Consider the following 24,450-nt stretch of genomic DNA (forward strand, 5'->3'; position numbering starts at 1 on the left):
ACTGCCGGATGCGGCGTAAACGCCTTATCCGGCCTACGGTTCGGCACAGACTTGTAGGCATGATAAGACGCGTCAAGCGTCGCATCAGGCATTGTGCGCCAACTGCCGGATGCGGCGTGAACGCCTTATCCGGCCTACGGTTCGGCACAAACCTGTAGGCATGATAAGACGCGACAAGCGTCGCATCAGGCATTATGCGCCGACTGCCGGATGCTGCCTACGAAGGGTAAACTACCCACTAACGCTAAACAACGCATACGTATTATTAAGCAACACTTCGGCAATCTCATCTTCTGGTTCCGGGCGCAACTCGCAAAGCACGTCAAACACCCGCACAGCCTGTTCCGGTCGGTTAGGCTGCCCCTGAAAGCCGTTGAGCGGCATATCCGGCGCGTCGGTTTCCAGCAACAACGATGCCAGCGGTAATTTTGCGATGACATCGCGGGTTTTACTGGCGCGTGGATAGGTGATAGTACCGCCTACGCCGATTTTGTAGCCCAGCTGTACAAACCGCTCGGCCTGTTGCAGGCTGCCGGAAAAACCGTGAACCACGCCAGTGCACGGTAAATCGTGACGTTTAAGATGCATCGCCAGTTTGTCGTGTGTACGCCGGGAATGAAGGATCACCGGCAGATCGTAGCGTTTCGCCAGTTTCAGCTGTTCGTCGAGTAACCACTGCTGCCTCTCAAATTGCGGATCGTCGCCGAAGAGATCCAGACCGATCTCCCCCACCGCCACCACCTTCGCCGGACGCCTTTCCAGCGCCTGCTGTAGCTGATCAAGAGACACATCGCTATGTTTTTCCAACATCCCCGGATGCAACCCCAATGCGGCATACAGCGGTTGATATTTTTCCGCTAACGCCTGCACGCGGGCAAAATTTTCCGCCTCTGTCGCCGGAACAATGATCTTGCCTACGCCCGCTTGTGCCGCGCGTTGCAGGCTGGCCTCTTCATCGCCACTAAACGGCGGGAAATCAAAATGGCAGTGGGTATCGATAAAACGGCAAATCAAGCCAGATCCTCATTGTTAAATGTCGGGTCGTTCGCCTGCGGAGCATCGCTCACTTCGGCAACCAGCGTATCGTTGGCGACTGGCGCAGGCGGAATAACGATCGATTCCGGCGTCACCACTGGCACCAGATGGCGGGTAAGCGGCGCTTTTTCAGTTAATAGCTTGCCAACCGTGGCGAGGAAATAACGACCGCATAAACGCCCAAGTTTATAGTCTTCACGCAGCGCCGGAATCCGACTGCCAAGCGCGATACTATGTAATGGTTTCGGTGGATAAATTTCGAATATCCGCAGCTTGCCCGGTGGTTTCTCAATAAATTGCTGAATGTCACGATAGCTGGTTTCATGATGCTGCACCAGATTGACCAGCGGCTGCAGGCTACTGTCACCCAGCCAGCGTTCCATGCGTTTGAACCACTGCGGCGTGTAGTACATTTGTGACGGCACAGTGCGGATGACGACCAACGTTTTAGCGCCCTGCCTTGCCGCCTCTTTAACCGGAATCGCATCACTGATCCCGCCATCCAGGTAGTTAATGCCTTCCAGCGACACTCCGCTACGATAAAAGCCAGGTATCGCACTGGAGGCGCGAATCACATCCAGCCAGTTTTGTTTGGTTGGTAAAAAGTAATTAGGCGCGTAGTCATCCTGACGACAGGCGCACATATAAAACGATTTGCCGCTGTCAAACAACCGCGCGGCGGTATCCATTTGCAACGGCATCTGGCTTGCGGTGGCCTCCACCAGCCAGTCGAGATCGATAAGATTTCCTCCACGGACAAAGCGCAATGGATCGAAAAATTCGCGTTTTGTGGTATAGCGCATGATGACTTTGCGCGCGTAACCGGGCTGATTGCAGATAAACGCCGAGAGGTTCTGCGCCCCGGCAGATGTGCCGAGATAAAGATCGAAAGGATTAAACTGCGCGCGCATAAACTCATCCAGCACGCCAGCCGTGAAAATTCCACGCTGTCCGCCGCCTTCGCACACCAGAGCTATTCGTCCAGGCTGGAACGGCCTTAGCGACAACGGCGCAATATTACCAAGCGTTACAGGTATTCGCTGCCCCACCTCTGCCTTCCTGTTTTTGTTGTGAAAGAATGACAAAGTAACGCAATTTATTATTCGCTAAAACCGCAAAAGCCAGTCCGCTGGACTGGCTTTGGATAAAATTTTCTTAATGGTCTGAAATCTAGGGTCGTTTTCGGCCCATGAACAAACTCACCAGGAACAGAATAATCCCGACGACAAAGACAATTTTAGCTGCGCCTGCAGCGGTACCGGCCAGACCACCAAACCCAAGTGCGGCGGCGATTAACGCGATAACCAGAAATATGATGCCCCAACGAAACATAAGCGTCTCCTTTACCATAGTTAATGTCACCGCTTGATATGAGCGTGAAAATCACTCAATGCGATATTTTTAGTGTGGTGCACATCGCGCCTCCCGACAAAGTTCGGGAGGACGAATTACGACGAATTACTTAGTTTTCAGATCATTTTTAACGCTTTTCACACCATCTACCGCTTTGGCGATACTTTCAGCACGGTCGCTCTGTGCCTGGGAATCGACGGTACCGGAGAGCTGAACCACGCCGTCGGTGGTTTCAACTTTCACATGACGGGAAGGGACGATATCGTCCGCCAGCAGTTTGGCTTTGATTTCACTGGTGGTGGCGGTGTCACCCGCGTAGCCCTTCACAGAGCCTTCTTTAGCGTCGCGAACGTGCAGTTTGTCGCTGACAGAGGTCACCCCTTCAACGCCTTTCGCCACTTTCACTGCCTCTTCGGCCTGAGCCTGGCTTTCAACGAAACCGCTCAGGGTCACGACTTTTTGATCGGTTTTGACAGAGATATCGGTGCTCTTGATGTTGTCATGATCCACCAGCGCCGCCTTCACTTTCGCGGTGATGGCGCTGTCATCCATGAAATTACCGACTTTATTCATAGAGCTATCGACTTTTTGCCCTGCGCTTTCATTGGTAGTCTGTGCGTTGTTTTCCGCGTAGGCAGAGCCGGTCGCGACGGCAGAGGTCAACATTACAGCCAGCAGAGTTTTCGAAATCTTCAGTCTTGTCATAGTCATCGATTTATTCCTGTATGTTTGCTCGTAATTTGAGCCTGGCAACACGAGGTTGCATTGCTGAATAGGGAGAGACTTCACCCTCTACAGAAGTCAATGGTCGCCATCACAAAAGCGATGGGTGATGAATAACGACCATTACAGCCTCTGAATCAGTTATTAATATCGGTAGAATGACAATCGACGGCTTTAGATACTGATATCTACGCATTGAACGGTATTTAACGCCGTCAGAAATGTCATTACTTTGTTAAATATAGATCACAATTTTGAAACCGCTCGGGATATCAGCGAAAACATAAGCAAAAGTGAATGTTTTAAGAACATTCCGTAAGCGGCTAATAAGGAAGGGAAATTGACAGGGCGCAGCGGCTACCGCGCCCTGGAGGCAAGAATTAATGCTCGCGGGTCTGGTGGAACTGAACGTCCGGATAACGTTCCTGCGCCAGGCGCAGGTTGACCATGCTGGTAGCGATGTAAGCGAGGTTATCGCCGCCATCAAGCGCCAGTTGGCTTTCGTTCTTACGCTTGAACTCTTCGAATTTCTTCGCGTCTGCACATTCTACCCAGCGGGCGGTGGCAACGTTGACTGATTCATATACTGCTTCAACGTTGTATTCGCTCTTCAGGCGCGATACCACCACATCAAACTGCAGCACACCAACCGCACCAACGATCAGATCGTTGTTGGAGATTGGACGGAACACCTGCACCGCGCCCTCTTCGGAAAGCTGTACCAGCCCTTTGAGTAGCTGTTTTTGCTTCAGCGGATCTTTCAGGCGGATACGACGGAACAGTTCTGGTGCGAAGTTCGGAATACCGGTGAACTTCATCATCTCACCCTGGGTAAAGGTGTCGCCGATCTGAATGGTGCCGTGGTTGTGCAGGCCGAGGATATCGCCAGGATACGCTTCTTCAACGTGCGAACGGTCACCCGCCATAAAGGTCAGCGCGTCAGAGATCACCACGTCTTTCGCGGTGCGCACCTGGCGCAGCTTCATGCCTTTTTCATATTTACCGGATACCACGCGCATAAACGCCACGCGGTCGCGGTGTTTCGGGTCCATGTTGGCCTGAATTTTAAATACGAAGCCGGTAAATTTGTCTTCGCTCGCTTCTACGGTACGGGTATCAGTCTGACGCGGCATCGGCGCAGGTGCCCACTCCACCAGGCCATCCAGCATATGATCGACACCGAAGTTACCCAGCGCAGTACCGAAGAATACCGGGGTGATTTCGCCCGCAAGGAACAGCTCTTTGTCGAACTCGTTAGACGCGCCTTTAACCAGTTCCAGTTCGTCACGCAGCTGCTGTGCCAGATCTTCACCAACCGCAGCATCGAGATCCGGGTTATTCAGCCCTTTAACAATGCGGACTTCCTGAATGGTGTGGCCTTTACCGCTCTGATAGAGATAGGTTTCATCTTTATAAAGGTGGTAAACGCCTTTAAACAGCTTGCCGCAGCCAATCGGCCAGGTGATCGGTGCGCAGCCGATTTTCAGCTCGTTCTCAACTTCATCGAGCAGTTCCATCGGGTCGCGGATATCACGGTCAAGTTTGTTCATAAAGGTGAGGATCGGCGTGTCGCGCAGACGGGTAACTTCCATCAGCTTACGGGTACGATCTTCAACACCTTTTGCGGCGTCGATAACCATCAGGCAGCAGTCCACCGCCGTCAGGGTACGATAGGTATCTTCCGAGAAGTCTTCGTGCCCCGGGGTGTCGAGCAGGTTAACCAGGCAATCGTGATACGGAAACTGCATCACAGACGTAGTAATGGAGATCCCACGCTGCTTTTCCATCTCCATCCAGTCCGACTTAGCGTGCTGGTTGGAACCACGGCCTTTTACTGTACCGGCGGTCTGAATGGCCTGTCCGAACAGCAGCACCTTCTCGGTGATGGTAGTCTTACCGGCGTCCGGGTGAGAAATAATGGCAAAAGTGCGGCGCTTCGCCACCTCTTGCAAATAAGGAGACAACGTCATAATTCTTTCTTCTTGAGTAAGCGGCATCGCGCCGCGCTTGTTGAAAACGAAAAATTGCGGCTATTTTACCCATCAACGGGGGGGAGGCAATCAGTGTTTACACAGGAGCTGCTCCAGTTCGTGCAACGAAGAAACGGTCCAGGTGGGCGCGATGCCTTCTGGTTGCTCGCGATGGTGCGCATTCAGCCAGCAGGTCGCAAGCCCGGCGTTGATGCCACCGAGAATATCGGACTCGGCAGTGTCGCCAACCATCAGCACGCGTGAACGGTCAGGATTGCCCGCCTGTTCCAGCGCATAATCGAAAATTTTCTTATTCGGTTTGGCAACGCCAACTTCTTCGGAAATCACCAGCAAATCGAAATAATCACGCAAACCCGTGCGTTCCAGACGCACTTGCTGCAAGGCGCTAAAGCCGTTGGTGATGATGCCGATTTTGGCGTTGCCACGAATGGCGTTAAGCAGAGAAACCGCGCCCGGCAGCGGCGTGCAGATTTCCGCCATCGCATTAATAAAGGCATCGTTAAGCAAGCCTGCTTCAACTTTCAGCCGTTCGGCCCAGCTCTCGAAACGCCCGTGCTGAAGCTGTAATGAAGTGATCGCGCCGTTTTGATAATCCACCCACAGTGGCTTGTTAACGGCCTGATAGTCCTGAAAATCTTCAGCGGTAAAGGTGACGCTGTAATCAAGAAACATCCGCTGCAGGCCGGTGAATGAGTCAAAGGTAAACAGCGTTTCATCGGCATCAAAGAAAATCCAGTCCCACTTCATTATTCCACCTTGTCTTACATACTGATTGGCAACGCCATGATGATGGCGTCTTCGCGACCGTCCGTGGTGGGGTAGTAATTGCGGCGAATCGTCGCCTCGTTAAAGCCTAAACTTTCGTACAGGGCAATGGCGGCAGCGTTTGAGGCACGGACTTCCAGCCAGAGCGTCGCCACGCCGCGTTTTTCCAGTTCGTCGATCAGATGTTCCAGCAGCGCCCTTCCCAATCCCTGACGCTGATAGTCAGGATCGACCGCAATATTGAACAATGTAGCTTCATCCAGCACCACTTGCGTAATCGCAAACGCCGCCATTTTGCCGTTTTGCGTTAACTGAAAGTTGAGATAACGCTCGCCCTGGTTGCTGGCAAAGGTTTTTTCACTCCACGGAAAGGCGTGGGCGCGTTGTTCAATGTGGTAAGCCGCTGGTAAATCAGTCGTTTCGAGGGAAGAAATCGTGTTCATATGTGCAAATTTGTTGCCATAACGCGGTGCGTGCCGTTGGGTTTGCCCGTAATTCGGTGAGCGCCGGTGATGCCACCTGAGCGCCTTCCAATGATAGCGGTTCGTCAGTACCCAACCGCCAGCTGTTGCAGCGACTGCCTTGCGGCAGCATCGCGATTTTTTCTGGCGTCAGTTGCAGCACTTGATCGGGACTGACGGTTAATGCGCGCAGAACATCGCTCACTAAAGGATCAGTCAGGGCGGGAAGATCGTTTGCCACCATCACCAGACGGACGTGTGCCGGGATCGCAATGGCAATCTCCCCCTGCAACGCGCCAGGGCGACGCAGCGACCACTGGGTAATGCCCAGTTGTTGTAACTGCCAGTCTCGTCGGGATGTCATAGCGAATCGCTCCTGTTGTCAGGGGCGCAAATATAGCAAATTCGTCGATACCGCGCCAACATATGGCTATAATCGCCGCCAGTATCAATTGAGGAGCATTCCATGTCTGCATTTACCCCGGCAAGTGAAGTCTTGCTGCGTCACAGTGATGATTTCGAACAAAGCCGTATTCTGTTTGCCGGAGACTTACAGGATGACCTGCCCGCGCGTTTAGATACCGCGGCCAGCCGTGCTCATACCCAGCAATTCCACCACTGGCAGGTGTTAAGCCGCCAGATGGGGGATAACGCCCGTTTTAGTCTGGTCGCCACGGCGAATGATGTCGCAGATTGCGATACGCTGATTTACTACTGGCCGAAGAACAAACCGGAAGCCCAGTTCCAGTTGATGAATTTACTTTCTCTGCTGCCGGTGGGGACGGATATTTTTGTCGTTGGCGAGAACCGCAGCGGCGTGCGCAGCGCCGAGCAGATGCTGGCAGATTATGCGCCGTTGAATAAAGTCGACAGCGCTCGTCGCTGTGGCCTCTATTTTGGTCGTCTGGAAAAACAGCCAGTATTTGATGCGGATAAATTCTGGGGCGAATACAGCGTCGATGGCCTGACGATCAAAACGCTGCCGGGCGTGTTTAGCCGCGACGGTCTGGATGTCGGTAGCCAGTTGCTGCTCTCGACGTTAACTCCGCACACGAAAGGTAAAGTGCTGGATGTCGGCTGTGGCGCGGGGGTGCTTTCAGTTGCCTTTGCGCGCCATTCACCGAAAATTCGTCTCACCTTGTGCGATGTCTCTGCCCCGGCGGTAGAAGCCAGCCGTGCGACGCTTGCGGCCAACGGTGTTGAAGGTGAAGTCTTTGCCAGCAACGTCTTTTCCGAGGTGAAAGGTCGTTTTGATATGATCATCTCCAACCCGCCGTTCCACGATGGGATGCAAACCAGCCTGGATGCGGCGCAAACGCTGATTCGCGGCGCGGTGCGTCATCTTAATAGCGGCGGCGAGCTGCGAATTGTAGCGAACGCCTTCCTGCCTTATCCGGACGTGCTGGATGAGACATTTGGCTTCCATGAAGTGATTGCGCAAACCGGGCGTTTCAAGGTGTATCGCGCCATTATGACCCGCCAGGCGAAGAAAGGTTAAGTATCCCGCCGCAAGCCTTGTCGGATGCGGCGTGCTCGCCTTATACAACCTACAAAACCTGCACGTTAGCCCTTCGTAGGCCAGATAAGACGCGCCCGCGACGCATCTGGCATCTGCACCCAAATACCGTGTCGGATGCGGCGTGAACGCCTTATCCGACCTACAAAACCTGCACGTTAGTTTCCTGATGGACATTTTTCCAGCAATTACACCTCCGGCGATAATTAACTATTGACGAAAAGCTGAAAACCACTAGAATGCGCCTCCGTGGTAGCAATTCTTTTTAAGAATTGATGGTATGCGAAGGTGGCGGAATTGGTAGACGCGCTAGCTTCAGGTGTTAGTGTCCTTACGGACGTGGGGGTTCAAGTCCCCCCCCTCGCACCAAAAACCACGTTGATATTGCTCGCACTGGGCGAAGGTGGCGGAATTGGTAGACGCGCTAGCTTCAGGTGTTAGTGTTCTTACGGACGTGGGGGTTCAAGTCCCCCCCCTCGCACCAAACGAGGCGATATCAAAAAAAGTAAGATGACTGTGCGAAGGTGGCGGAATTGGTAGACGCGCTAGCTTCAGGTGTTAGTGTCCTTACGGACGTGGGGGTTCAAGTCCCCCCCCTCGCACCAATTATCTTTACTTCCTTTCTTGTTTCTTCCTTGATTTTTCATCCCTGATTCAAATTCATTATCATCAGCATGATGCCAGCAATAAGCGCCAGGCACGATGGTAGCAAAACGTAATGCCGTAACTGTTTGTGATACAGCATCACCGGCGTCAATACTAATCCCATCAGAATGACAATCCGCCATTGATCTGGCGATAAATCCGCATACATCAGCCCTGCAATCAGCAATCCCGGCAGCAACACTCCCCAGCCACTGCCCAGCGTACGTTGCAACATGGTTTCATCTCTTTCATTGATAATGATAACAAATATCATATGATAATTTTTATCATTTGCAAGCCAGAGAAACCCCTTGCTATCGGGTAAACCTATCGCTAGGATTAGCAATCATTATCATTTAGATTACTATCCCGATTATGGCCTATCGTTCCGCACCGCTCTATGAAGATATCATCTGGCGAACGCATCTCCAGCCACAGGATGCTGGGCTTGCACAAGCCGTACGTGCGACGATCGCCGAACATCGTGAACATTTGCTGGAGTTTATCCGCCTGGATGACCCCGCTCCGCTTAACGCCATGACGCTGGCGCAATGGTCATCACCGAATGCGCTAAGTTCTCTACTCGCGGTCTATTCCGATCATATCTATCGCAACCAACCAACGATGATCCGCGAGAACAAGCCGCTGATCTCACTATGGGCGCAATGGTATATCGGCCTGATGGTGCCACCATTAATGCTGGCGCTGCTGACGCAGGAAAAAGCATTAGATGTGTCGCCGGAACATTTCCATGCTGAGTTTCACGAAACCGGCCGTGCCGCCTGTTTCTGGGTCGATGTGTGTGAAGATAAAAACGCAACACCACATTCGCCGCAGCAGCGAATGGAAACGTTAATCAGCCAGGCGCTGGTTCCGGTTGTGCAGGCACTAGAAGCGACGGGAGAGATCAACGGCAAACTTATCTGGAGTAATACCGGTTATTTGATCAACTGGTATCTCACTGAGATGAAGCAGCTGCTCGGCGAGGCGACGGTTGAATCGCTGCGCCATGCCCTCTTTTTTGAGAAAACGCTCACGACCGGTGAAGATAATCCACTCTGGCGTACCGTGGTGCTGCGCGACGGCCTGCTGGTGCGCCGCACTTGCTGCCAGCGTTATCGGTTACCGGATGTGCAGCAATGTGGCGATTGTACGCTGAAATGAAAGCACTGCCGGGGAAGTAAACCCGGCATCATGCGGATTAATAGGGATGCAACACATTACTTGCTTCGCAATGCCGCATACATAACAGAATATCTGCGGCCTCCAACAACCCTGCGTCAGAACTTACGCCCAGTTTCGACATCACATTAAATTTATGTGCACGGATCGTTTTGATATTGCGTTTAAGCTGCTCGGCAATTTGTGTCATTGAGTAGCCACGCGACATAAAGCGCAATATTTCTCTCTCCGTCGGGCTTAGCGTCCGGCTTTGGTTAATGTACCACTGATTGTTCAGTCGGTCGGTCGCCTGACGTACACCATTTAATGACAAAAAGAGTTCCTGATGAAAAATCTCCAGCGTTGACGCTTTACTTAATACACCGTCCAGCGGTGATGGCGACAATGAACCAATCAGCCGAGCTTCAATATCATCATCCGCAATAACTAAACGCCGGGTACGCGGAAACTTAATCGCCAGTTCAGTCAGGCAAGATAATCCCTCTCTGCGCTCACTTCTCATGGCAGAAAAAGAAAAAATGACCGCCGCAAACGAGATCCGCGTCATGGCATCCTGAAATGACTCCTGACTGGTATAGGTATGGAGCTTATAAGGGTTACCCGCAAACTTTCTGAATAAACTCTCAATACCGATACTACTCATGACGCATTTTTCTATGAGTGCGACATTTCTCTTCTTAATTCGGCTGTGTTCCATTCTGCGGCATCTCCATAAACAGAAGGCAAGTTAAGTTCTCTTGCACCCTGCGCGCTATTTATCCATGCATACATTTCAGCGTTGCTGTGAATTGCCAGTCGACGCATCGCACTGTTTTTTTGGGCGCTGATAGTTTTATTACTTTTCTTAAGCAATGAAGCTATCTGGTTGATGCCCCATCCTTTACCTAATAGCCGCAGTACCTTGCGCTCTGAAAGAGTGAGAATGACGGAGCGATAGCTAAAATCATGAGTTTCAGTCATTGCCGGAGAGGTCAGCATGGCGCTGATACGCTCTGCGTGCGTATTGCCGGAACGTACGGTCTTGACCAGATTCTCAATGGGTTCAACATCAGACAATAACGTCGCCGTAGGGCACATGAGCAATTCTACTGCCTGGGAATACCAGGAACGTGACACCATGAAAACCCAGTGAATTTCCCGATATTGTGAGATTAAAGAATAATAATGTTCACAAACAGAACGTGGATCTTCACTTTCACCGGCTAAATCAGCAATGACTAATCCGGAACGACGTAATTGTAATAAGGTAAGGTCCTCCGCAGAGGCGCTGGATATTATTTCATATTCAGGGAAGTGAGTCCTCATGACCTCTTTTAACCCTGCTTGCATAACAGGTATTTTACTGATAACAATTCCATTTTTGCAGCATCCTGGCAACATATTTCCTCCACATCCACTGTCTAAAAATTATGATGGTTTATTCAGGATATTCATTCCTTAAATGTTTCCAGCAAATTAATAGATTAAGCGAATAAATTATCCTTAGCATTCACTTTCATATCAGCATACTCCTGCTGCACAACAACTCCACTGCATGTGTCAGAAGGTTAGCATCAAATGATAACCTGGTGAAATAGCCTGGAGACATTTAAAATATCTACATTAAGTTGTTAGGAATACTTAATGAAAAACAGAAATCACATTCATTTAATTTATAATTAAATGATATCCCTTCCCGCAGAATGAAAAATCACACAACCAATATTTATTCAATGAAATCTGATGGTTTTAACTTGTTAACATTAAAAAACGTGCCCGGTTATCTATTATCCTGATTCGTAAAGGCCAAACGGTAATGACTCCAACTTATTGATAGTGTTTTATGTTCAGATAATGCCCGATGACTTTGTCATGCAGCTCCACCGATTTTGAAAACGACAGCGACTTCCGTCCCAGCCGTGCCAGGTGCTGCCTCAGATTCAGGTTATGCCGCTCAATTCGCTGCGTATATCGCTTGCTGATTACGTGCAGCTTTCCCTTCAGGCGGGATTCATACAGCGGCCAGCCATCCGTCATCCATATCACCACGTCAAAGGGTGACAGCAGGCTCATAAGACGCCCCAGCGTCGCCATAGTGCGTTCACCGAATACGTGCGCAACAACCGTCTTCCGGAGCCTGTCATACGCGTAAAACAGCCAGCGCTGGCGCGATTTAGCCCCGACGTATCCCCACTGTTCGTCCATTTCCGCGCAGACGATGACGTCACTGCCCGGCTGTATGCGCGAGGTTACCGACTGCGGCCTGAGTTTTTTAAGTGACGTAAAATCGTGTTGAGGCCAACGCCCATAATGCGGGCGGTTGCCCGGCATCCAACGCCATTCATGGCCATATCAATGATTTTCTGGTGCGTACCGGGTTGAGAAGCGGTGTAAGTGAACTGCAGTTGCCATGTTTTACGGCAGTGAGAGCAGAGATAGCGCTGATGTCCGGCGGTGCTTTTGCCGTTACGCACCACTCCGTCAGTAGCTGAACAGGAGGGACAGCTGATAGAAACAGAAGCCACTGGAGCACCTCAAAAACACCATCATACACTAAATCAGTAAGTTGGCAGCATCACCAGGCCAAACAATAAATTCATTATGATGATAATATTCATGTGATAGTTTGTTTGCGGCGAGAGATAATTCGCTTTTTATCACCGAGCTTCTCCCGATAACCAGGATTAATCAGCGCAATTTTGATCTTAACCTACCGCAAAACAAGCGTGCTTCATGATACAAATGGATTCTCATTATCTGAACAATACGCAGCACGTCTATGACAAAGGGCGAGTTATGCAAACTGAGCAACAGCGAGCCGTAACACGGCTTTGTATCCAGTGTGGATTATTTCTTTTGCAACATGGTGCGGAAAGCGCGTTGGTTGATGAGCTTTCCTCACGACTGGGTCGGGCGCTGGGAATGGACAGCGTCGAAAGTTCTATCTCTTCGAACGCCATAGTGCTGACAACCATTAAAGATGGGCAATGCCTGACATCGACACGTAAAAATCACGATCGCGGCATTAATATGCATGTGGTGACTGAAGTCCAGCACATTGTGATTCTGGCGGAGCACCATCTGCTGGATTACAAAGGCGTAGAGAAACGATTTAGCCAAATTCAGCCATTACGTTACCCAAGATGGCTGGTAGCCTTAATGGTTGGCCTTTCTTGCGCCTGTTTCTGTAAACTCAATAACGGTGGCTGGGATGGTGCCGTCATCACCTTCTTTGCCAGTACGACCGCGATGTATATCCGCCAGCTGCTGGCACAACGTCATCTTCATCCACAGATCAACTTTTGCCTTACCGCTTTCGCCGCCACCACCATTTCCGGATTGCTTTTGCAACTCCCCACTTTCAGCAATACCCCCACCATTGCGATGGCCGCCAGCGTTCTGCTGCTGGTGCCGGGCTTTCCGTTGATTAATGCCGTCGCCGATATGTTTAAAGGCCACATCAATACCGGACTGGCACGCTGGGCGATCGCCAGTCTGCTGACACTGGCTACCTGCGTCGGCGTGGTGATGGCACTGACGATTTGGGGGCTACGCGGATGGGTGTGATCGAGTTTCTGTTTGCATTGGCGCAGGATATGATCCTCGCCGCCATTCCAGCGGTCGGCTTTGCGATGGTGTTCAACGTTCCCGTTCGGGCGTTACGCTGGTGTGCGCTGCTTGGCGCGATTGGTCATGGTTCCCGAATGATCTTAATGACCAGCGGGCTGAATATTGAGTGGTCAACTTTTATGGCTTCTATGCTGGTCGGCACCATTGGTATTCAATGGTCGCGCTGGTATCTGGCGCATCCGAAAGTGTTTACCGTGGCGGCCGTTATCCCTATGTTCCCGGGCATATCGGCTTATACCGCAATGATTTCGGCGGTAAAAATCAGCCAGTTAGGTTACAGCGAACCGTTGATGATTACCCTGTTAACCAACTTTCTTACAGCTTCATCGATTGTTGGTGCGTTATCCATCGGTCTTTCCATTCCTGGATTATGGTTGTACCGCAAGCGCCCTCGCGTATAAAATTGCCTCGCTTAAGCACACGGATGAGAGACAGCCTCCTCTCCTCCGTGTGTTACTATAAAAGTTATCTCCCTTCTCGTTCATCGTTCCATATTTGAGAAACAGTATGTCTTCCAGAGTTTTGACCCCGGACGTCGTTGGTATTGACGCCCTGGTACACGATCACCAAACCGTTCTGGCAAAAGCTGAAGGCGGTGTGGTTGCCGTATTTGCTAACAATGCCCCGGCGTTTTATGCCGTCACGCCTGCACGCCTGGCTGAACTGCTGGCGCTGGAAGAAAAGCTGGCGCGTCCGGGAAGCGATGTCGCTCTGGACGATCAACTCTATCAGGAACCGCAAGCCGCTCCCGTTGCTGTACCCATGGGGAAATTCGCCATGTATCCGGACTGGCAACCCGATGCCGACTTTATCCGCCTGGCGGCGCTATGGGGCGTGGCGCTAAGAGAGCCGGTGACCACCGAAGAACTGGCCTCATTCATTGCCTACTGGCAGGCGGAAGGTAAAGTCTTTCACCATGTGCAGTGGCAACAAAAACTGGCGCGCAGCCTGCAAATCGGTCGTGCCAGCAACGGCGGACTGCCGAAACGAGATGTGAATACGGTCAGCGAACCTGACAGTCAAATTCCACCAGGATTCAGAGGGTAACGATGAAAAACGTTGGCGACCTGATGCAACGCCTGCAAAAAATGATGCCTGCCCATATCAAACCTGCATTCAAAACGGGTGAAGAGCTACTGGCCTGGCAGAAAGAACAAGGGGCGATCCGCTCCGCCGCTCTCGAACGTGAAAATCGGGCGATGAAAATGCAGCGCACCTTTAACCGCTCCGGTATTCGTCCACTGCATCAGAACTGCTCCTTTGAGAACTATCGCGTTGAGTGTGAAGGGCAGATGAATGCGTTAAGCAAAGCGCGCCAGTATGTCGAAGAGTTTGACGGCAACATCGCCAGCTTCATCTTTTCTGGTAAGCCAGGAACCGGCAAAAACCATCTGGCGGCGGCAATCTGCAACGAGCTGCTGCTACGCGGTAAATCCGTATTGATCATCACCGTGGCCGATATTATGTCGGCGATGAAAGATACCTTCAGGAATAGCGGTACCAGCGAAGAACAACTGCTTAACGATCTGAGCAACGTTGATCTGCTGGTGATCGATGAGATCGGCGTGCAGACCGAATCGAAATACGAAAAAGTGATCATCAACCAGATCGTCGATCGCCGCTCTTCTTCCAAACGCCCAACCGGGATGCTGACCAACAGTAATATGGAAGAGATGACCAAGTTGCTGGGCGAACGCGTGATGGACCGTATGCGCCTGGGTAACAGTTTGTGGGTGATCTTCAACTGGGATAGCTACCGTAGCCGGGTAACAGGTAAAGAGTATTAATCCCCGTTTCTGACGGTATACTGCGACACAATTCCACCTTGAGTAATGATGATGAAAACTGTTAAACATCTTCTGTGCTGTGCCATTGCCGCCAGCGCATTAATTTCCACCGGGGTGCATGCTGCGTCCTGGAAAGATGCGCTCTCCAGCGCCGCCAGCGAACTTGGCAACCAAAACAGCACGACACAGGAAGGCGGTTGGTCGCTCGCGTCATTAACTAACTTGCTTAGCAGCGGGAACCAGGCCTTAAGCGCAGATAACATGAACAACGCCGTAGGCATTCTGCAATACTGCGCGAAGCAAAAGCTGGCGTCGGTAACCGATGCCGAAAACATCAAGAACCAGGTGCTGGAAAAGCTGGGCCTGAACAGTGAAGAACAAAAAGAAGACACCAACTATCTGGATGGCATTCAGGGTTTGCTGAAAACCAAAGATGGTCAGCAACTCAATCTGGATAACATCGGAACGACTCCGCTGGCAGAAAAGGTGAAAACCAAAGCCTGCGATCTGGTGTTAAAGCAGGGGCTGAACTTCATTTCCTGAACCGCGAAACGCCGCGTTTTAGCTGTTACCCGGCTGACGCGGCTCTCTCCTGTCCTTTTCCCTGCTCCTGGACGGTTTTCCCCCTGTTACACGGGAAGCGACCGCGATCAAAAAAGTCTGTTTATAAACTAATTCCTAACAACATCGCATTTTTTTGACACTAGAATTGCAGCAATATGGCGACGCCATTACATTGTGCTTCTCAAAAAGCTTAAACGTTGGCTAAACGGCCCGGTTTAGTGAGGATCGCCCGTTGTCAGAACTACTCTCTTTCGCCCTTTTTCTCGCCTCTGTGCTGATTTACGCATGGAAAGCGGGACGTAACACCTGGTGGTTTGCAGCCACATTAACGGTGCTGGGGCTATTTGTCGTTTTAAATATCACCCTGTTTGCCAGCGACTATTTTACTGGCGCTGGTATTAACGACGCGGTTCTCTATACCTTAACCAACAGCCTGACCGGTGCTGGCGTCAGCAAATACATCCTGCCGGGTATCGGCATTGTGCTGGGGCTGACAGCGGTGTTCGGTGCGCTGGGCTGGATCCTGCGCCGTCGTCGCCATCATCCGCACCATTTTGGTTACAGCCTGCTGGCGCTCTTACTGGCGCTGGGTTCGGTGGACGCCAGCCCGGCATTTCGTCAGATAACGGAACTGGTGAAATCCCAGTCACGCGATGGCGACCCGGACTTTGCGGCTTATTATAAAGAGCCGTCGATAACTATCCCTGACCCGAAACTCAACCTGGTTTATATCTACGGCGAAAGTCTCGAGCGGACCTATTTTGATAACGAAGCTTTCCCGGATCTCACGCCTGAACTGGGCGCGTTGAAAAATGAAGGCCTGGATTTCAGCCACACGCAGCAGCTGCCAGGAACGGATTACACGATTGCGGGCATGGTGGCTTCTCAGTGCGGCATACCGCTGTTTGCCCCCTTTGAAGGCAACGCCTCCGCCTCTGTCTCCAGCTTCTTCCCGCAGAACATCTGTCTGGGCGATATCCTGAAAAACTCGGGTTATCAGAACTATTTCGTGCAGGGCGCGAATCTGCGTTTTGCCGGTAAAGATGTGTTCCTGAAGTCGCATGGCTTCGACCACTTATACGGCTCAGAAGAGCTGAAAAGCGTGGTAGCCGACCCGCACTATCGCAACGACTGGGGATTCTACGACGATACCGTTCTCGATGAAGCGTGGAAAAAGTTTGAAGAGCTTTCCCGCTCAGGTCAGCGATTCTCACTGTTTACCCTGACAGTCGATACCCATCACCCGGATGGTTTTATCTCTCGCACCTGTAACCGCAAAAAATATGATTTTGACGGTAAGCCGAATCAGTCATTCAGCGCGGTAAGTTGCAGCCAGGAGAATATCGCGACGTTTATCAACAAAATCAAAGCGTCACCGTGGTTTAAAGATACTGTCATCGTCGTCTCTTCTGACCATTTAGCGATGAACAACACGGCGTGGAAATACCTCAATAAGCAGGATCGCAATAACCTGTTTTTTGTCATTCGTGGCGACAAGCCGCAGCAAGAGACGCTGGCAGTGAAGCGTAACACGATGGATAACGGCGCGACGGTGCTGGACATTCTCGGTGGCGATAACTATCTCGGACTTGGTCGTAGCAGTTTATCCGGGCAGTCGATGTCGGAAATCTTTCTCAATATCAAAGAGAAAACATTGGCGTGGAAGCCGGATATCATCCGCCTGTGGAAATTCCCTAAAGAGATGAAAGAGTTCACCATCGACCAGCAGAAAAACATGATTGCCTTCTCGGGTAGCCATTTCCGTTTGCCGCTGCTGTTGCGGGTTTCAGACAAACGCGTGGAACCGCTGCCGGAAAGCGAATACTCAGCACCGCTGCGTTTCCAGCTGGCCGATTTCGCTCCACGCGACAATTTCGTCTGGGTTGACCGTTGCTATAAGATGGCACAACTCTGGGCTCCGGAACTGGCACTCTCCACCGACTGGTGTGTCTCGCAAGGGCAGCTTGGCGGTCAGCAAATTGTTCAGCATGTTGACAAAACAACATGGCAGGGCAAAACGGCATTTAAAGATACGGTCATCGACATGGCGCGTTACAAAGGCAATGTCGATACGCTGAAGATTGTTGATAACGATATTCGCTACAAAGCCGACAGTTTCATCTTTAACGTCGCAGGTGCGCCAGAAGAGGTGAAACAGTTTAGCGGGATTTCCCGTCCAGAGTCGTGGGGCCGCTGGTCCAACGCTCAGCTGGGCGATGAAGTAAAAATCGAGTACAAGCATCCGCTGCCGAAGAAATTTGACCTGGTGATTACCGCCAAAGCATACGGCAATAACGCCAGCCGTCCTATTCCGGTACGCGTAGGCAATGAAGAACAAACTCTTGTGCTGGGCAATGAAGTGACCACCACCACACTGCATTTCGATAACCCAACCGATGCCGACACACTGGTAATTGTGCCGCCGGAACCTGTCTCAACCAACGAAGGGAATATCCTCGGACACTCGCCGCGTAAGCTCGGGATCGGCATGGTGGAAATTAAAGTTGTGGAACGTGAAGGGTAATTTCTGACTGATGTGTAGGTCGCATAAGGTGCGACCTACACACCTTCTCCGGCCTACAAAACATCATTGAGAAACAGAAAAAAAACAGCGCCCAACACTTCCCCGGACGCTGCATGGCAACTTTAATAATCTCGCCTTATCAGAAAGTAATTACGCCTTTAATTAACTCACGATTGTTAATCACATCGCGCTCGTAGGTTTCTGCCAGCGTGGCGAACGGATAGCGATGGGTTAACATCATGTCGGCAGTGATTTTCCCTTCCGCCATAAGTCGACCGACTTTAGCGAAATCTTCCGGCGTGGCGTTGCGGCTGCCCATCATCGTCGTTTCTTTTTTATGGAATTCCGGATCGGAGAACTGCAACTCACCTTTAAACAGGCCGACAAATACCACCGTGCCGCCGTGACGAATCAGATTCACGGTGTTATTCATCGCATGTTGATTACCTGTCGCGTCGATCACTTTCTGCGCCAGCGAACCACCAAACTGCGCCCGCAGCTGCGCGTCAAAATCTTCGGCTGACGGGTCCAGCACGGGCAACTCCAGACGCGTTGCCACATGTTCACGGCGCGCCGGACTGGTATCCGCCACCACCACCTGTGCGCCATCGGCTTTAGCGATTGCCGCCGCGCCCAGACCGATTGGCCCCGCTCCGACCACCAGCACCTGCTCGCCGGGAGCAATGGCTGCGCGACGCACCGCATGAGCGCTAATAGCGAAAGGTTCAATCAATGCGGCCGCCTGCGGGTCAATACCGTCTGCGGGCAAAATGTTCGCCACCGGCACGCTCAAATACTCACTAAAACCGCCATCCTGATGCACGCCAATGACTGAAATTTTTTCACAGCAATTGGTACGCCCGCTTTTACACGCCGGGCATTGCTGACAGGCAACATAAGGGATCACAGCAACTTGCTGACCATTTTTAAGATCAGCAATATTTTTACCCAGCCCAACAACCTCCCCACATATTTCATGGCCTAAAACCCGTGGATAATTAAAAAATGGTTGATTTCCACCCCAGGCATGAATATCGGTACCGCAAATCCCGACAGACTTAATTTTTATTAATGCTTCATTGTCACCCGGAATAGGAATCTCGCGTTGTTTCCAGACTAATTCTTTCGGCTGCTGGCAAATTAAAACATTCATCGTAGACATGATTCGGCTCTCCATTTTTTGTTGCCTTAGATATCAATGAAAATGAAAAATGGCAGCGGAACGGAAAATCTGTTTTGTGAAAACACGCGCATAAAAATGTTTTAAATCGGGTTTTAATGGACTCACAAGGAGGAAAATATGAGTCGTTCACAAAATTTACGCCACAATGTGATTAACCAGGTCATTGATGATATGGCGCGGGGTCATATCCCTTCCCCACTTCCATCGCAAAGTGCGCTGGCGGAAATGTACAACATCAGCCGCACTACAGTGCGTCATATTCTCAGCCACTTACGCGAATGCGGCGTCTTAACGCAGGTTGGAAACGACTATGTTATTGCGCGTAAACCTGACCATGATGACGGTTTCGCCTGTACTACCGCTTCAATGAGTGAACAAAACAAAGTGTTTGAGCAGGCTTTTTTCACGATGATAAACCAGCGCCAGTTACGCCCAGGGGAAACTTTTTCTGAACTGCAACTGGCTCGGGCCGCGGGTGTCAGCCCGGTGGTTGTAAGAGAATATCTTTTAAAATTCGGCCGTTATAATCTTATTCAAAGCGAAAAGCGCGGCCAGTGGAGCATGAAGCAATTCGATCAATCCTACGCCGAGCAGCTGTTTGAGCTACGCGAAATGCTCGAAACACATTCACTTCAGCACTTTCTCAACCTGCCTGATCATGATCCCCGCTGGCTGCAGGCGAAAACCATGCTCGAACGTCACAGGCTACTGCGTGACAACATCGGCAATAGCTTTCGCATGTTCTCGCAACTTGACAGAGATTTTCACTCCTTACTGCTTTCAGCTGCCGACAATATCTTTTTTGAACAATCGCTTGAGATCATATCAGTCATCTTTCATTTTCACTATCAATGGGACGAAAGCGATCTTAAACAGCGCAATATCATTGCCGTCGATGAGCATATGACCATTCTCAGCGCTCTGATTTGCCGCAGTGACCTTGATGCCACCCTTGCGCTCCGTAACCATTTGAATTCAGCTAAACAATCAATGATTCGATCCATTAATGAGAACATGCGTTATGCTCATTAAGTACGGATTAAAAACAGCAAACTATTAGCGGGTGCACGGTTTTATCAAAAGATAAATACCGGAAAATTCCCGCTTACCTATGCTCACAATCAGTCGACTAAAAATGTTTTTTTGTGAGCGGTAGTAAAGTCCTAAAACTTTAACCTGCCGTTAATGTCAACCTTGCGTAATGCACAATTACGTAAACAATTAAAATTATAAATACAGGAGTCCGGCGTGGAAAAAGAAAATATCACCCTCGATCCGCGTTCTTCATTTACTCCATCTTCGTCGGCAGATATTCCCGTGCCACCAGATGGATTAGTTCAACGCAGTACCCGAATTAAACGCATTCAAACCACCGCCATGTTGTTATTATTTTTTGCGGCGGTAATCAATTATCTCGACCGCAGTTCGCTGTCGGTAGCAAATTTAACGATTCGTGAAGAATTGGGATTAAGTGCCACCGAAATCGGCGCTTTGCTCTCCGTGTTTTCACTCGCTTACGGCATTGCGCAACTTCCTTGCGGCCCACTATTGGATCGTAAAGGCCCGCGCCTGATGTTGGGACTGGGGATGTTCTTCTGGTCACTGTTCCAGGCAATGTCTGGCATGGTGCACAGCTTTACGCAGTTCGTGTTGGTGCGTATCGGTATGGGAATTAGTGAAGCGCCGATGAACCCATGCGGTGTAAAAGTCATTAACGACTGGTTCAACATCAAAGAGCGCGGACGCCCGATGGGCTTCTTCAACGCAGCTTCTACCATTGGCGTTGCCGTAAGCCCACCGATTCTGGCGGCGATGATGCTGGTGATGGGCTGGCGCGGGATGTTTATTACCATTGGTGTACTGGGGATTTTTCTCGCCATCGGCTGGTATATGCTCTATCGCAACCGCGAGCACGTAGAACTGACTGCCGTTGAACAAGCTTATCTCAATGCAGGTAGCGTCAATGCCCGCCGAGATCCGCTCAGTTTTGCCGAATGGCGCAGCTTGTTCCGTAACCGCACAATGTGGGGAATGATGCTCGGATTCAGTGGCATCAACTACACTGCGTGGCTGTATCTGGCCTGGCTTCCTGGTTACCTGCAAACAGCCTATAACCTGGATTTAAAAAGCACAGGGTTGATGGCGGCTATCCCTTTCCTGTTTGGGGCTGCCGGGATGCTGGTCAACGGTTACGTTACTGACTGGCTGGTCAAAGGGGGAATGGCTCCGATTAAAAGCCGTAAGATCTGCATTATTGCCGGGATGTTCTGTTCTGCCGCCTTTACGCTGGTCGTACCGCAAGCGACAACATCCATGACAGCGGTTCTGCTGATTGGTATGGCACTGTTCTGTATTCACTTTGCCGGAACATCCTGCTGGGGCTTGATCCACGTCGCAGTTGCTTCTCGCATGACTGCGTCGGTGGGCAGTATCCAGAACTTTGCCAGCTTCATCTGCGCCTCTTTTGCGCCGATCATTACTGGTTTTATTGTTGATACCACCCACTCATTCCGTCTGGCACTAATCATCTGCGGTTGCGTCACCGCAGCGGGGGCACTGGCGTACATCTTCCTGGTTCGTCAGCCGATCAACGACCCACGGAAAGATTAATCTCCCTATGCCCGATAACATTTTGCTTATCGGGCATTTTTATGGCGATTAAAACGTTTCCCAGTTCTCACCGCTATCTGCCACGGCCATTTTACGCGGCGCAGCTGGCATCACGGTTTTTACCACAGCCGATGTTTCACGCTGCTGTTGCTGCTGTTGCTGAATCCGGAACACTGCCACTGCTTCGGTCAGGCGACTGGCCTGCTCTTCCAGCGCGGCGGCGGCGGCGGCAGATTCTTCCACCAGCGCGGCGTTCTGTTGAGTTACCCGGTCCATCTCAGCAACCGCTAAGCCAACCTGATCGATACCACGGCTCTGCTCATCAGAAGCAGAAGCAATTTCGCCCATAATGTCCGTCACGCGGGTCACAGCACTGACAATCTCCGCCATTGTTTCCCCGGCGCTTTCGACCAGCGTAGAGCCAACATCCACTTTCCCCACCGAGTCTTCAATCAGGCTTTTAATTTCACGAGCCGCCTGGGCGCTACGCTGGGCCAGATTACGCACTTCTCCCGCAACCACCGCAAAACCACGTCCTTGCTCACCCGCACGCGCTGCTTCAACCGCCGCGTTCAAAGCCAGAATATTGGTCTGGAAGGCAATGCCGTCAATTACGCTGATAATATCGGCGATTTTCTGCGAACTGGTGGAGATATCACGCATAGTCTGCACCACGTTATCTACCACTTTGCCGCCGCGTTGCGCCGTTTCAGAAGCACTTAACGCCAGGTGGCTGGCCTGGCGCGCATTCTCGGCGTTCTGTTTCACCGTTGCGGTCAGTTGCTCCATGCTGGCTGCCGTCTCTTCCAGCGAAGCAGCCTGTTGCTCGGTGCGCGAAGAGAGATCGTTATTGCCGGTAGCGATTTCGCTGGCACCGCTATAGATGGCATTGGCCCCGTTGCGCACATCACCGACGGTACGCATCAGCTCTCCCTGCATATGGCGCAAACTCTCTGCCAGTTGCCCCATCTCATTAGAGCCATCCACCTCAATCGGTTTCACCAGATCGCCGCCTGCAATATGACGAATGCTGTCAATCAGGCGATTCATTGGCGCTACCAGCGAGGCTTTAATACCGAACCAGACGGCGAAGATGACCGCCAGTACGACGATCATCACGCCCACCAGAATCCACATCGCCTGGCTGTAGGAGGCATTGTTATCGCTGACGGCGATATCATGGAGCCGATCGTTTTGTTCCATGTAAGCCACATACTGCTTCTCGAAACCGTCCTGATATCCCTGAGTCGGCTGATCAAAGAACTCGTTGATTTTGCCTGCACCTAACAGTTGGATCAGCTCCGCCAGCGCATTGTGATAAATATCGTAATTACGTTTGATCTCTGCCGCTGCGGCGGTGCTCTGACGCGGGTCACGCGGCAACGCTTCGTAATCCGCCCAGTTTTTTTCCGCCTGTTTCAGCGAAATACTGGCACTCTGCATCAGCTCAGCAACGGTTGAACCGCTACCAATATTATTCTGATCCATCATGTAGCGGATACCCGCGCGGTTGAGGGTGTTACGCGTCTGCAACAACGCGACCCAGCTGCCATTCAGCGTGGATTGCTGCTGGCGAATGGTTTGTAAAACAGTGAAATTTTCTTTGTCATTCTTTAAGGCATTAAAGAACAGACCGCCTGATGTCAGTTGTAAAAGGCCAAAAACGGCCAAAACCAGCAGTAAGCTGGTCACGATCTTGATACGTTTTAACATGGTTTCTCTTTCCTGTGGACCGATGCAAGATTTTCGGCCTGGAAAGCAAAAACTTTATGAAAAGGTGTAACCCGCCATCCATGGAAAAACCAGGGGCTGGTTATCAGATACTAAAAAGTTATTCATTATCGCCCGGGATGTCTTCTTGTCGGGAATTGCCCAGAGCAATAAATTCCTCTAACAGATGGGTTAACAGTTGCATTTTCTCGGCAGTAAACTGAGCTTCAATCTGCCGATAGGCTTCTTCAATCTGTGTCTGAGCGCGGTTATACAGCGCCTGCCCCTCTTTGGTCAGCGAGATATAGAGCTTCCGCTGATCATTGATCGGCTTTAATCGCAACACTAAACCGTCGCGTTCCATCCGCGTAAGGATCCCGGTCAGGCTTGGGCGCAAAATGCAGGCACGATACGCCAGATCGTGAAAATCCATTGATGGGCTTTCCGCCAGAATACGCACGATGCGCCACTGTTGCTCAGTCAAATTATGCCGTTTAACGATTGGGCGAAAATAACTCATCGCCGCTTCTCGCGCCTGGAGCAACGCAATGGTTAGAGAGTCGTGCATTATCTTTCCCCTGAAAAATTCAAAATCATTAATATAGAAACAGTTAATCGTCACGTTACCGGGACTGCGCTGTCCCTGCAATTCCTGATTTTATCAAAATTGATGATATTTTATTAACTTACTGATATTTAATATTTTATTATCTTTAAATGTAAATAGTTTGTTAATTAGATCACATTTACATCACTTACTTTTGCCAAACTACGCAATCGGGAATAAAAGTA

Annotated in this window: 25 protein-coding genes and 3 tRNA genes; 13 read left to right on the top strand and 15 right to left on the bottom strand. The window is 50.9% G+C overall.

Going from position 1 to position 24,450, the window contains the following annotated elements; genetic code table 11:
* Positions 1-231 precede the first annotated feature (231 nt).
* The 8 genes from AB4H76_RS19790 to holD all read right to left on the bottom strand — a co-directional run bounded on the left by AB4H76_RS19790 (position 232) and on the right by holD (position 6,692).
* A complete protein-coding gene (locus AB4H76_RS19790; protein WP_000563058.1) occupies positions 232-1,014 on the bottom strand; it encodes a metal-dependent hydrolase in 783 nt (260 codons plus the stop codon).
* Entirely contained in the window at positions 1,011-2,084 is a 1,074-nt protein-coding gene (locus AB4H76_RS19795) for a patatin-like phospholipase family protein (RefSeq protein ID WP_001299799.1), read from the bottom strand. Before AB4H76_RS19795 ends, AB4H76_RS19790 begins: the two co-directional genes overlap by 4 nt.
* Positions 2,085-2,205: 121 nt before the next feature.
* Positions 2,206-2,367, bottom strand: coding sequence for a DUF1328 domain-containing protein (locus AB4H76_RS19800; protein WP_000490275.1), 162 nt, complete (start codon positions 2,365-2,367; stop codon positions 2,206-2,208).
* Between the two features lie 126 nt (positions 2,368-2,493).
* On the bottom strand, positions 2,494-3,099 hold the full coding sequence (gene osmY / locus AB4H76_RS19805; RefSeq protein ID WP_001295748.1) for a molecular chaperone OsmY: 606 nt from the start codon (positions 3,097-3,099) through the stop codon (positions 2,494-2,496).
* Between the two features lie 392 nt (positions 3,100-3,491).
* Positions 3,492-5,081, bottom strand: a complete 1,590-nt coding sequence (gene prfC, locus AB4H76_RS19810; protein ID WP_000175943.1) for a peptide chain release factor 3 — start codon at positions 5,079-5,081, stop codon at positions 3,492-3,494.
* 90 nt (positions 5,082-5,171) lie between these two features.
* On the bottom strand, positions 5,172-5,849 hold the full coding sequence (gene yjjG / locus AB4H76_RS19815; protein WP_000870700.1) for a pyrimidine 5'-nucleotidase: 678 nt from the start codon (positions 5,847-5,849) through the stop codon (positions 5,172-5,174).
* A 14-nt stretch (positions 5,850-5,863) separates the two neighbouring features.
* Positions 5,864-6,310, bottom strand: a complete 447-nt coding sequence (gene rimI / locus AB4H76_RS19820; protein WP_001092461.1) for a ribosomal protein S18-alanine N-acetyltransferase — start codon at positions 6,308-6,310, stop codon at positions 5,864-5,866.
* Positions 6,279-6,692, bottom strand: a complete 414-nt coding sequence (holD, locus tag AB4H76_RS19825) for a DNA polymerase III subunit psi (RefSeq protein WP_000204021.1) — start codon at positions 6,690-6,692, stop codon at positions 6,279-6,281. Before holD ends, rimI begins: the two co-directional genes overlap by 32 nt.
* A 102-nt stretch (positions 6,693-6,794) precedes the next feature.
* Here holD and rsmC point away from each other — a divergent pair, with 102 nt between their 5' ends.
* The 4 genes from rsmC (at position 6,795) to AB4H76_RS19845 (ending at position 8,449) form a co-directional block, all read left to right on the top strand.
* The gene (gene rsmC / locus AB4H76_RS19830; protein ID WP_001272337.1) at positions 6,795-7,826 is read left to right on the top strand and encodes a 16S rRNA (guanine(1207)-N(2))-methyltransferase RsmC; all 1,032 of its coding nucleotides are present in this window, start codon (positions 6,795-6,797) and stop codon (positions 7,824-7,826) included.
* Positions 7,827-8,126: 300 nt separating this feature from the next.
* A tRNA-Leu gene (locus AB4H76_RS19835) sits at positions 8,127-8,213 on the top strand.
* A gap of 28 nt (positions 8,214-8,241) precedes the next feature.
* Positions 8,242-8,328 (top strand) — tRNA-Leu (locus tag AB4H76_RS19840).
* 34 nt (positions 8,329-8,362) lie between these two features.
* Positions 8,363-8,449: transfer RNA gene (locus AB4H76_RS19845), tRNA-Leu, on the top strand.
* Positions 8,450-8,487: 38 nt separating this feature from the next.
* Here the strand turns inward: AB4H76_RS19845 and AB4H76_RS19850 are convergent.
* Positions 8,488-8,724, bottom strand: a complete 237-nt coding sequence (locus AB4H76_RS19850; protein ID WP_001350368.1) for a DUF1435 domain-containing protein — start codon at positions 8,722-8,724, stop codon at positions 8,488-8,490.
* A 140-nt stretch (positions 8,725-8,864) separates the two neighbouring features.
* On the opposite strand from AB4H76_RS19850, the gene fhuF reads away from it, so the two are divergent.
* Positions 8,865-9,653 carry a siderophore-iron reductase FhuF gene (gene fhuF, locus AB4H76_RS19855; protein WP_077492884.1) on the top strand — a complete coding sequence of 263 codons (789 nt, stop codon included), beginning with the start codon at positions 8,865-8,867 and terminating at the stop codon, positions 9,651-9,653.
* A 37-nt stretch (positions 9,654-9,690) separates the two neighbouring features.
* Here the strand turns inward: fhuF and bglJ are convergent, their stop codons facing one another.
* The 3 genes from bglJ to AB4H76_RS19870 all read right to left on the bottom strand — a co-directional run bounded on the left by bglJ (position 9,691) and on the right by AB4H76_RS19870 (position 12,175).
* Complete coding sequence (gene bglJ, locus AB4H76_RS19860) at positions 9,691-10,368, bottom strand: DNA-binding transcriptional activator BglJ (protein ID WP_001469766.1); 678 nt, start codon at positions 10,366-10,368, stop codon at positions 9,691-9,693.
* Positions 10,326-11,051 carry a helix-turn-helix domain-containing protein gene (locus AB4H76_RS19865; RefSeq protein WP_000936635.1) on the bottom strand — a complete coding sequence of 242 codons (726 nt, stop codon included), beginning with the start codon at positions 11,049-11,051 and terminating at the stop codon, positions 10,326-10,328. Before AB4H76_RS19865 ends, bglJ begins: the two co-directional genes overlap by 43 nt.
* Before the next feature lie 426 nt (positions 11,052-11,477).
* A protein-coding gene (locus tag AB4H76_RS19870; protein WP_103215986.1) for an IS1-like element IS1A family transposase occupies positions 11,478-12,175 on the bottom strand; the annotation gives its coding sequence in 2 pieces (ribosomal slippage) (positions 11,478-11,926 and positions 11,926-12,175; 699 coding nt in all).
* A gap of 271 nt (positions 12,176-12,446) precedes the next feature.
* On the opposite strand from AB4H76_RS19870, the gene AB4H76_RS19875 reads away from it, so the two are divergent.
* The 6 genes from AB4H76_RS19875 (at position 12,447) to opgB (ending at position 18,155) form a co-directional block, all read left to right on the top strand.
* Entirely contained in the window at positions 12,447-13,217 is a 771-nt protein-coding gene (locus tag AB4H76_RS19875) for a threonine/serine ThrE exporter family protein (protein WP_001338213.1), read from the top strand.
* A complete protein-coding gene (locus AB4H76_RS19880; protein ID WP_000538176.1) occupies positions 13,208-13,681 on the top strand; it encodes a threonine/serine exporter in 474 nt (157 codons plus the stop codon). The genes AB4H76_RS19875 and AB4H76_RS19880 overlap by 10 nt, the downstream gene beginning before the upstream one ends.
* A gap of 106 nt (positions 13,682-13,787) precedes the next feature.
* Complete coding sequence (gene dnaT, locus AB4H76_RS19885) at positions 13,788-14,327, top strand: primosomal protein DnaT (RefSeq protein WP_000098818.1); 540 nt, start codon at positions 13,788-13,790, stop codon at positions 14,325-14,327.
* A 2-nt stretch (positions 14,328-14,329) separates the two neighbouring features.
* Complete coding sequence (gene dnaC / locus AB4H76_RS19890; protein WP_000799911.1) at positions 14,330-15,067, top strand: DNA replication protein DnaC; 738 nt, start codon at positions 14,330-14,332, stop codon at positions 15,065-15,067.
* Positions 15,068-15,115: 48 nt separating this feature from the next.
* Positions 15,116-15,610: a DUF2501 domain-containing protein YjjA gene (yjjA, locus tag AB4H76_RS19895; protein WP_077250657.1), complete on the top strand. Its 495-nt coding sequence runs from the start codon at positions 15,116-15,118 to the stop codon at positions 15,608-15,610.
* A gap of 253 nt (positions 15,611-15,863) precedes the next feature.
* A complete protein-coding gene (gene opgB, locus AB4H76_RS19900) occupies positions 15,864-18,155 on the top strand; it encodes a phosphatidylglycerol--membrane-oligosaccharide glycerophosphotransferase (RefSeq protein ID WP_420062615.1) in 2,292 nt (763 codons plus the stop codon).
* Between the two features lie 139 nt (positions 18,156-18,294).
* Here the strand turns inward: opgB and lgoD are convergent, their stop codons facing one another.
* Entirely contained in the window at positions 18,295-19,317 is a 1,023-nt protein-coding gene (gene lgoD / locus AB4H76_RS19905) for an L-galactonate oxidoreductase (protein WP_000106021.1), read from the bottom strand.
* Positions 19,318-19,455: 138 nt separating this feature from the next.
* Here lgoD and AB4H76_RS19910 point away from each other — a divergent pair, with 138 nt between their 5' ends.
* Complete coding sequence (locus AB4H76_RS19910) at positions 19,456-20,370, top strand: GntR family transcriptional regulator (RefSeq protein WP_000091573.1); 915 nt, start codon at positions 19,456-19,458, stop codon at positions 20,368-20,370.
* 216 nt (positions 20,371-20,586) lie between these two features.
* Positions 20,587-21,948 carry an MFS transporter gene (locus tag AB4H76_RS19915; RefSeq protein ID WP_085452769.1) on the top strand — a complete coding sequence of 454 codons (1,362 nt, stop codon included), beginning with the start codon at positions 20,587-20,589 and terminating at the stop codon, positions 21,946-21,948.
* Between the two features lie 48 nt (positions 21,949-21,996).
* Here AB4H76_RS19915 and tsr read toward each other — a convergent pair whose 3' ends face one another.
* Positions 21,997-23,661: a methyl-accepting chemotaxis protein gene (gene tsr / locus AB4H76_RS19920; protein WP_000919544.1), complete on the bottom strand. Its 1,665-nt coding sequence runs from the start codon at positions 23,659-23,661 to the stop codon at positions 21,997-21,999.
* 118 nt (positions 23,662-23,779) lie between these two features.
* The gene (gene hpaR / locus AB4H76_RS19925) at positions 23,780-24,226 is read right to left on the bottom strand and encodes a homoprotocatechuate degradation operon regulator HpaR (RefSeq protein ID WP_000543914.1); all 447 of its coding nucleotides are present in this window, start codon (positions 24,224-24,226) and stop codon (positions 23,780-23,782) included.
* Positions 24,227-24,450 lie beyond the last annotated feature (224 nt).

Source organism: Escherichia sp. UTM R2, from assembly GCF_048593455.1.
Lineage (GTDB): Bacteria > Pseudomonadota > Gammaproteobacteria > Enterobacterales > Enterobacteriaceae > Escherichia > Escherichia coli.

Bases quoted from the DNA above. Each gene is read 5' to 3' on its own strand.
- tsr (WP_000919544.1), bottom strand. From the start codon at position 23,661: ATGTTAAAACGTATCAAGATCGTGACCAGCTTACTGCTGGTTTTGGCC.
- bglJ (WP_001469766.1), bottom strand. From the start codon at position 10,368: ATGGAACACAGCCGAATTAAGAAGAGAAATGTCGCACTCATAGAAAAA.
- prfC (WP_000175943.1), bottom strand. From the start codon at position 5,081: ATGACGTTGTCTCCTTATTTGCAAGAGGTGGCGAAGCGCCGCACTTTT.
- AB4H76_RS19800 (WP_000490275.1), bottom strand. From the start codon at position 2,367: ATGTTTCGTTGGGGCATCATATTTCTGGTTATCGCGTTAATCGCCGCC.
- yjjG (WP_000870700.1), bottom strand. From the start codon at position 5,849: ATGAAGTGGGACTGGATTTTCTTTGATGCCGATGAAACGCTGTTTACC.
- yjjA (WP_077250657.1), top strand. From the start codon at position 15,116: ATGATGAAAACTGTTAAACATCTTCTGTGCTGTGCCATTGCCGCCAGC.
- rsmC (WP_001272337.1), top strand. From the start codon at position 6,795: ATGTCTGCATTTACCCCGGCAAGTGAAGTCTTGCTGCGTCACAGTGAT.
- lgoD (WP_000106021.1), bottom strand. From the start codon at position 19,317: ATGTCTACGATGAATGTTTTAATTTGCCAGCAGCCGAAAGAATTAGTC.
- dnaT (WP_000098818.1), top strand. From the start codon at position 13,788: ATGTCTTCCAGAGTTTTGACCCCGGACGTCGTTGGTATTGACGCCCTG.
- AB4H76_RS19880 (WP_000538176.1), top strand. From the start codon at position 13,208: ATGGGTGTGATCGAGTTTCTGTTTGCATTGGCGCAGGATATGATCCTC.
- rimI (WP_001092461.1), bottom strand. From the start codon at position 6,310: ATGAACACGATTTCTTCCCTCGAAACGACTGATTTACCAGCGGCTTAC.
- osmY (WP_001295748.1), bottom strand. From the start codon at position 3,099: ATGACTATGACAAGACTGAAGATTTCGAAAACTCTGCTGGCTGTAATG.
- AB4H76_RS19910 (WP_000091573.1), top strand. From the start codon at position 19,456: ATGAGTCGTTCACAAAATTTACGCCACAATGTGATTAACCAGGTCATT.
- fhuF (WP_077492884.1), top strand. From the start codon at position 8,865: ATGGCCTATCGTTCCGCACCGCTCTATGAAGATATCATCTGGCGAACG.
- AB4H76_RS19865 (WP_000936635.1), bottom strand. From the start codon at position 11,051: ATGTTGCCAGGATGCTGCAAAAATGGAATTGTTATCAGTAAAATACCT.
- AB4H76_RS19850 (WP_001350368.1), bottom strand. From the start codon at position 8,724: ATGTTGCAACGTACGCTGGGCAGTGGCTGGGGAGTGTTGCTGCCGGGA.
- AB4H76_RS19875 (WP_001338213.1), top strand. From the start codon at position 12,447: ATGCAAACTGAGCAACAGCGAGCCGTAACACGGCTTTGTATCCAGTGT.
- hpaR (WP_000543914.1), bottom strand. From the start codon at position 24,226: ATGCACGACTCTCTAACCATTGCGTTGCTCCAGGCGCGAGAAGCGGCG.
- dnaC (WP_000799911.1), top strand. From the start codon at position 14,330: ATGAAAAACGTTGGCGACCTGATGCAACGCCTGCAAAAAATGATGCCT.
- holD (WP_000204021.1), bottom strand. From the start codon at position 6,692: ATGACATCCCGACGAGACTGGCAGTTACAACAACTGGGCATTACCCAG.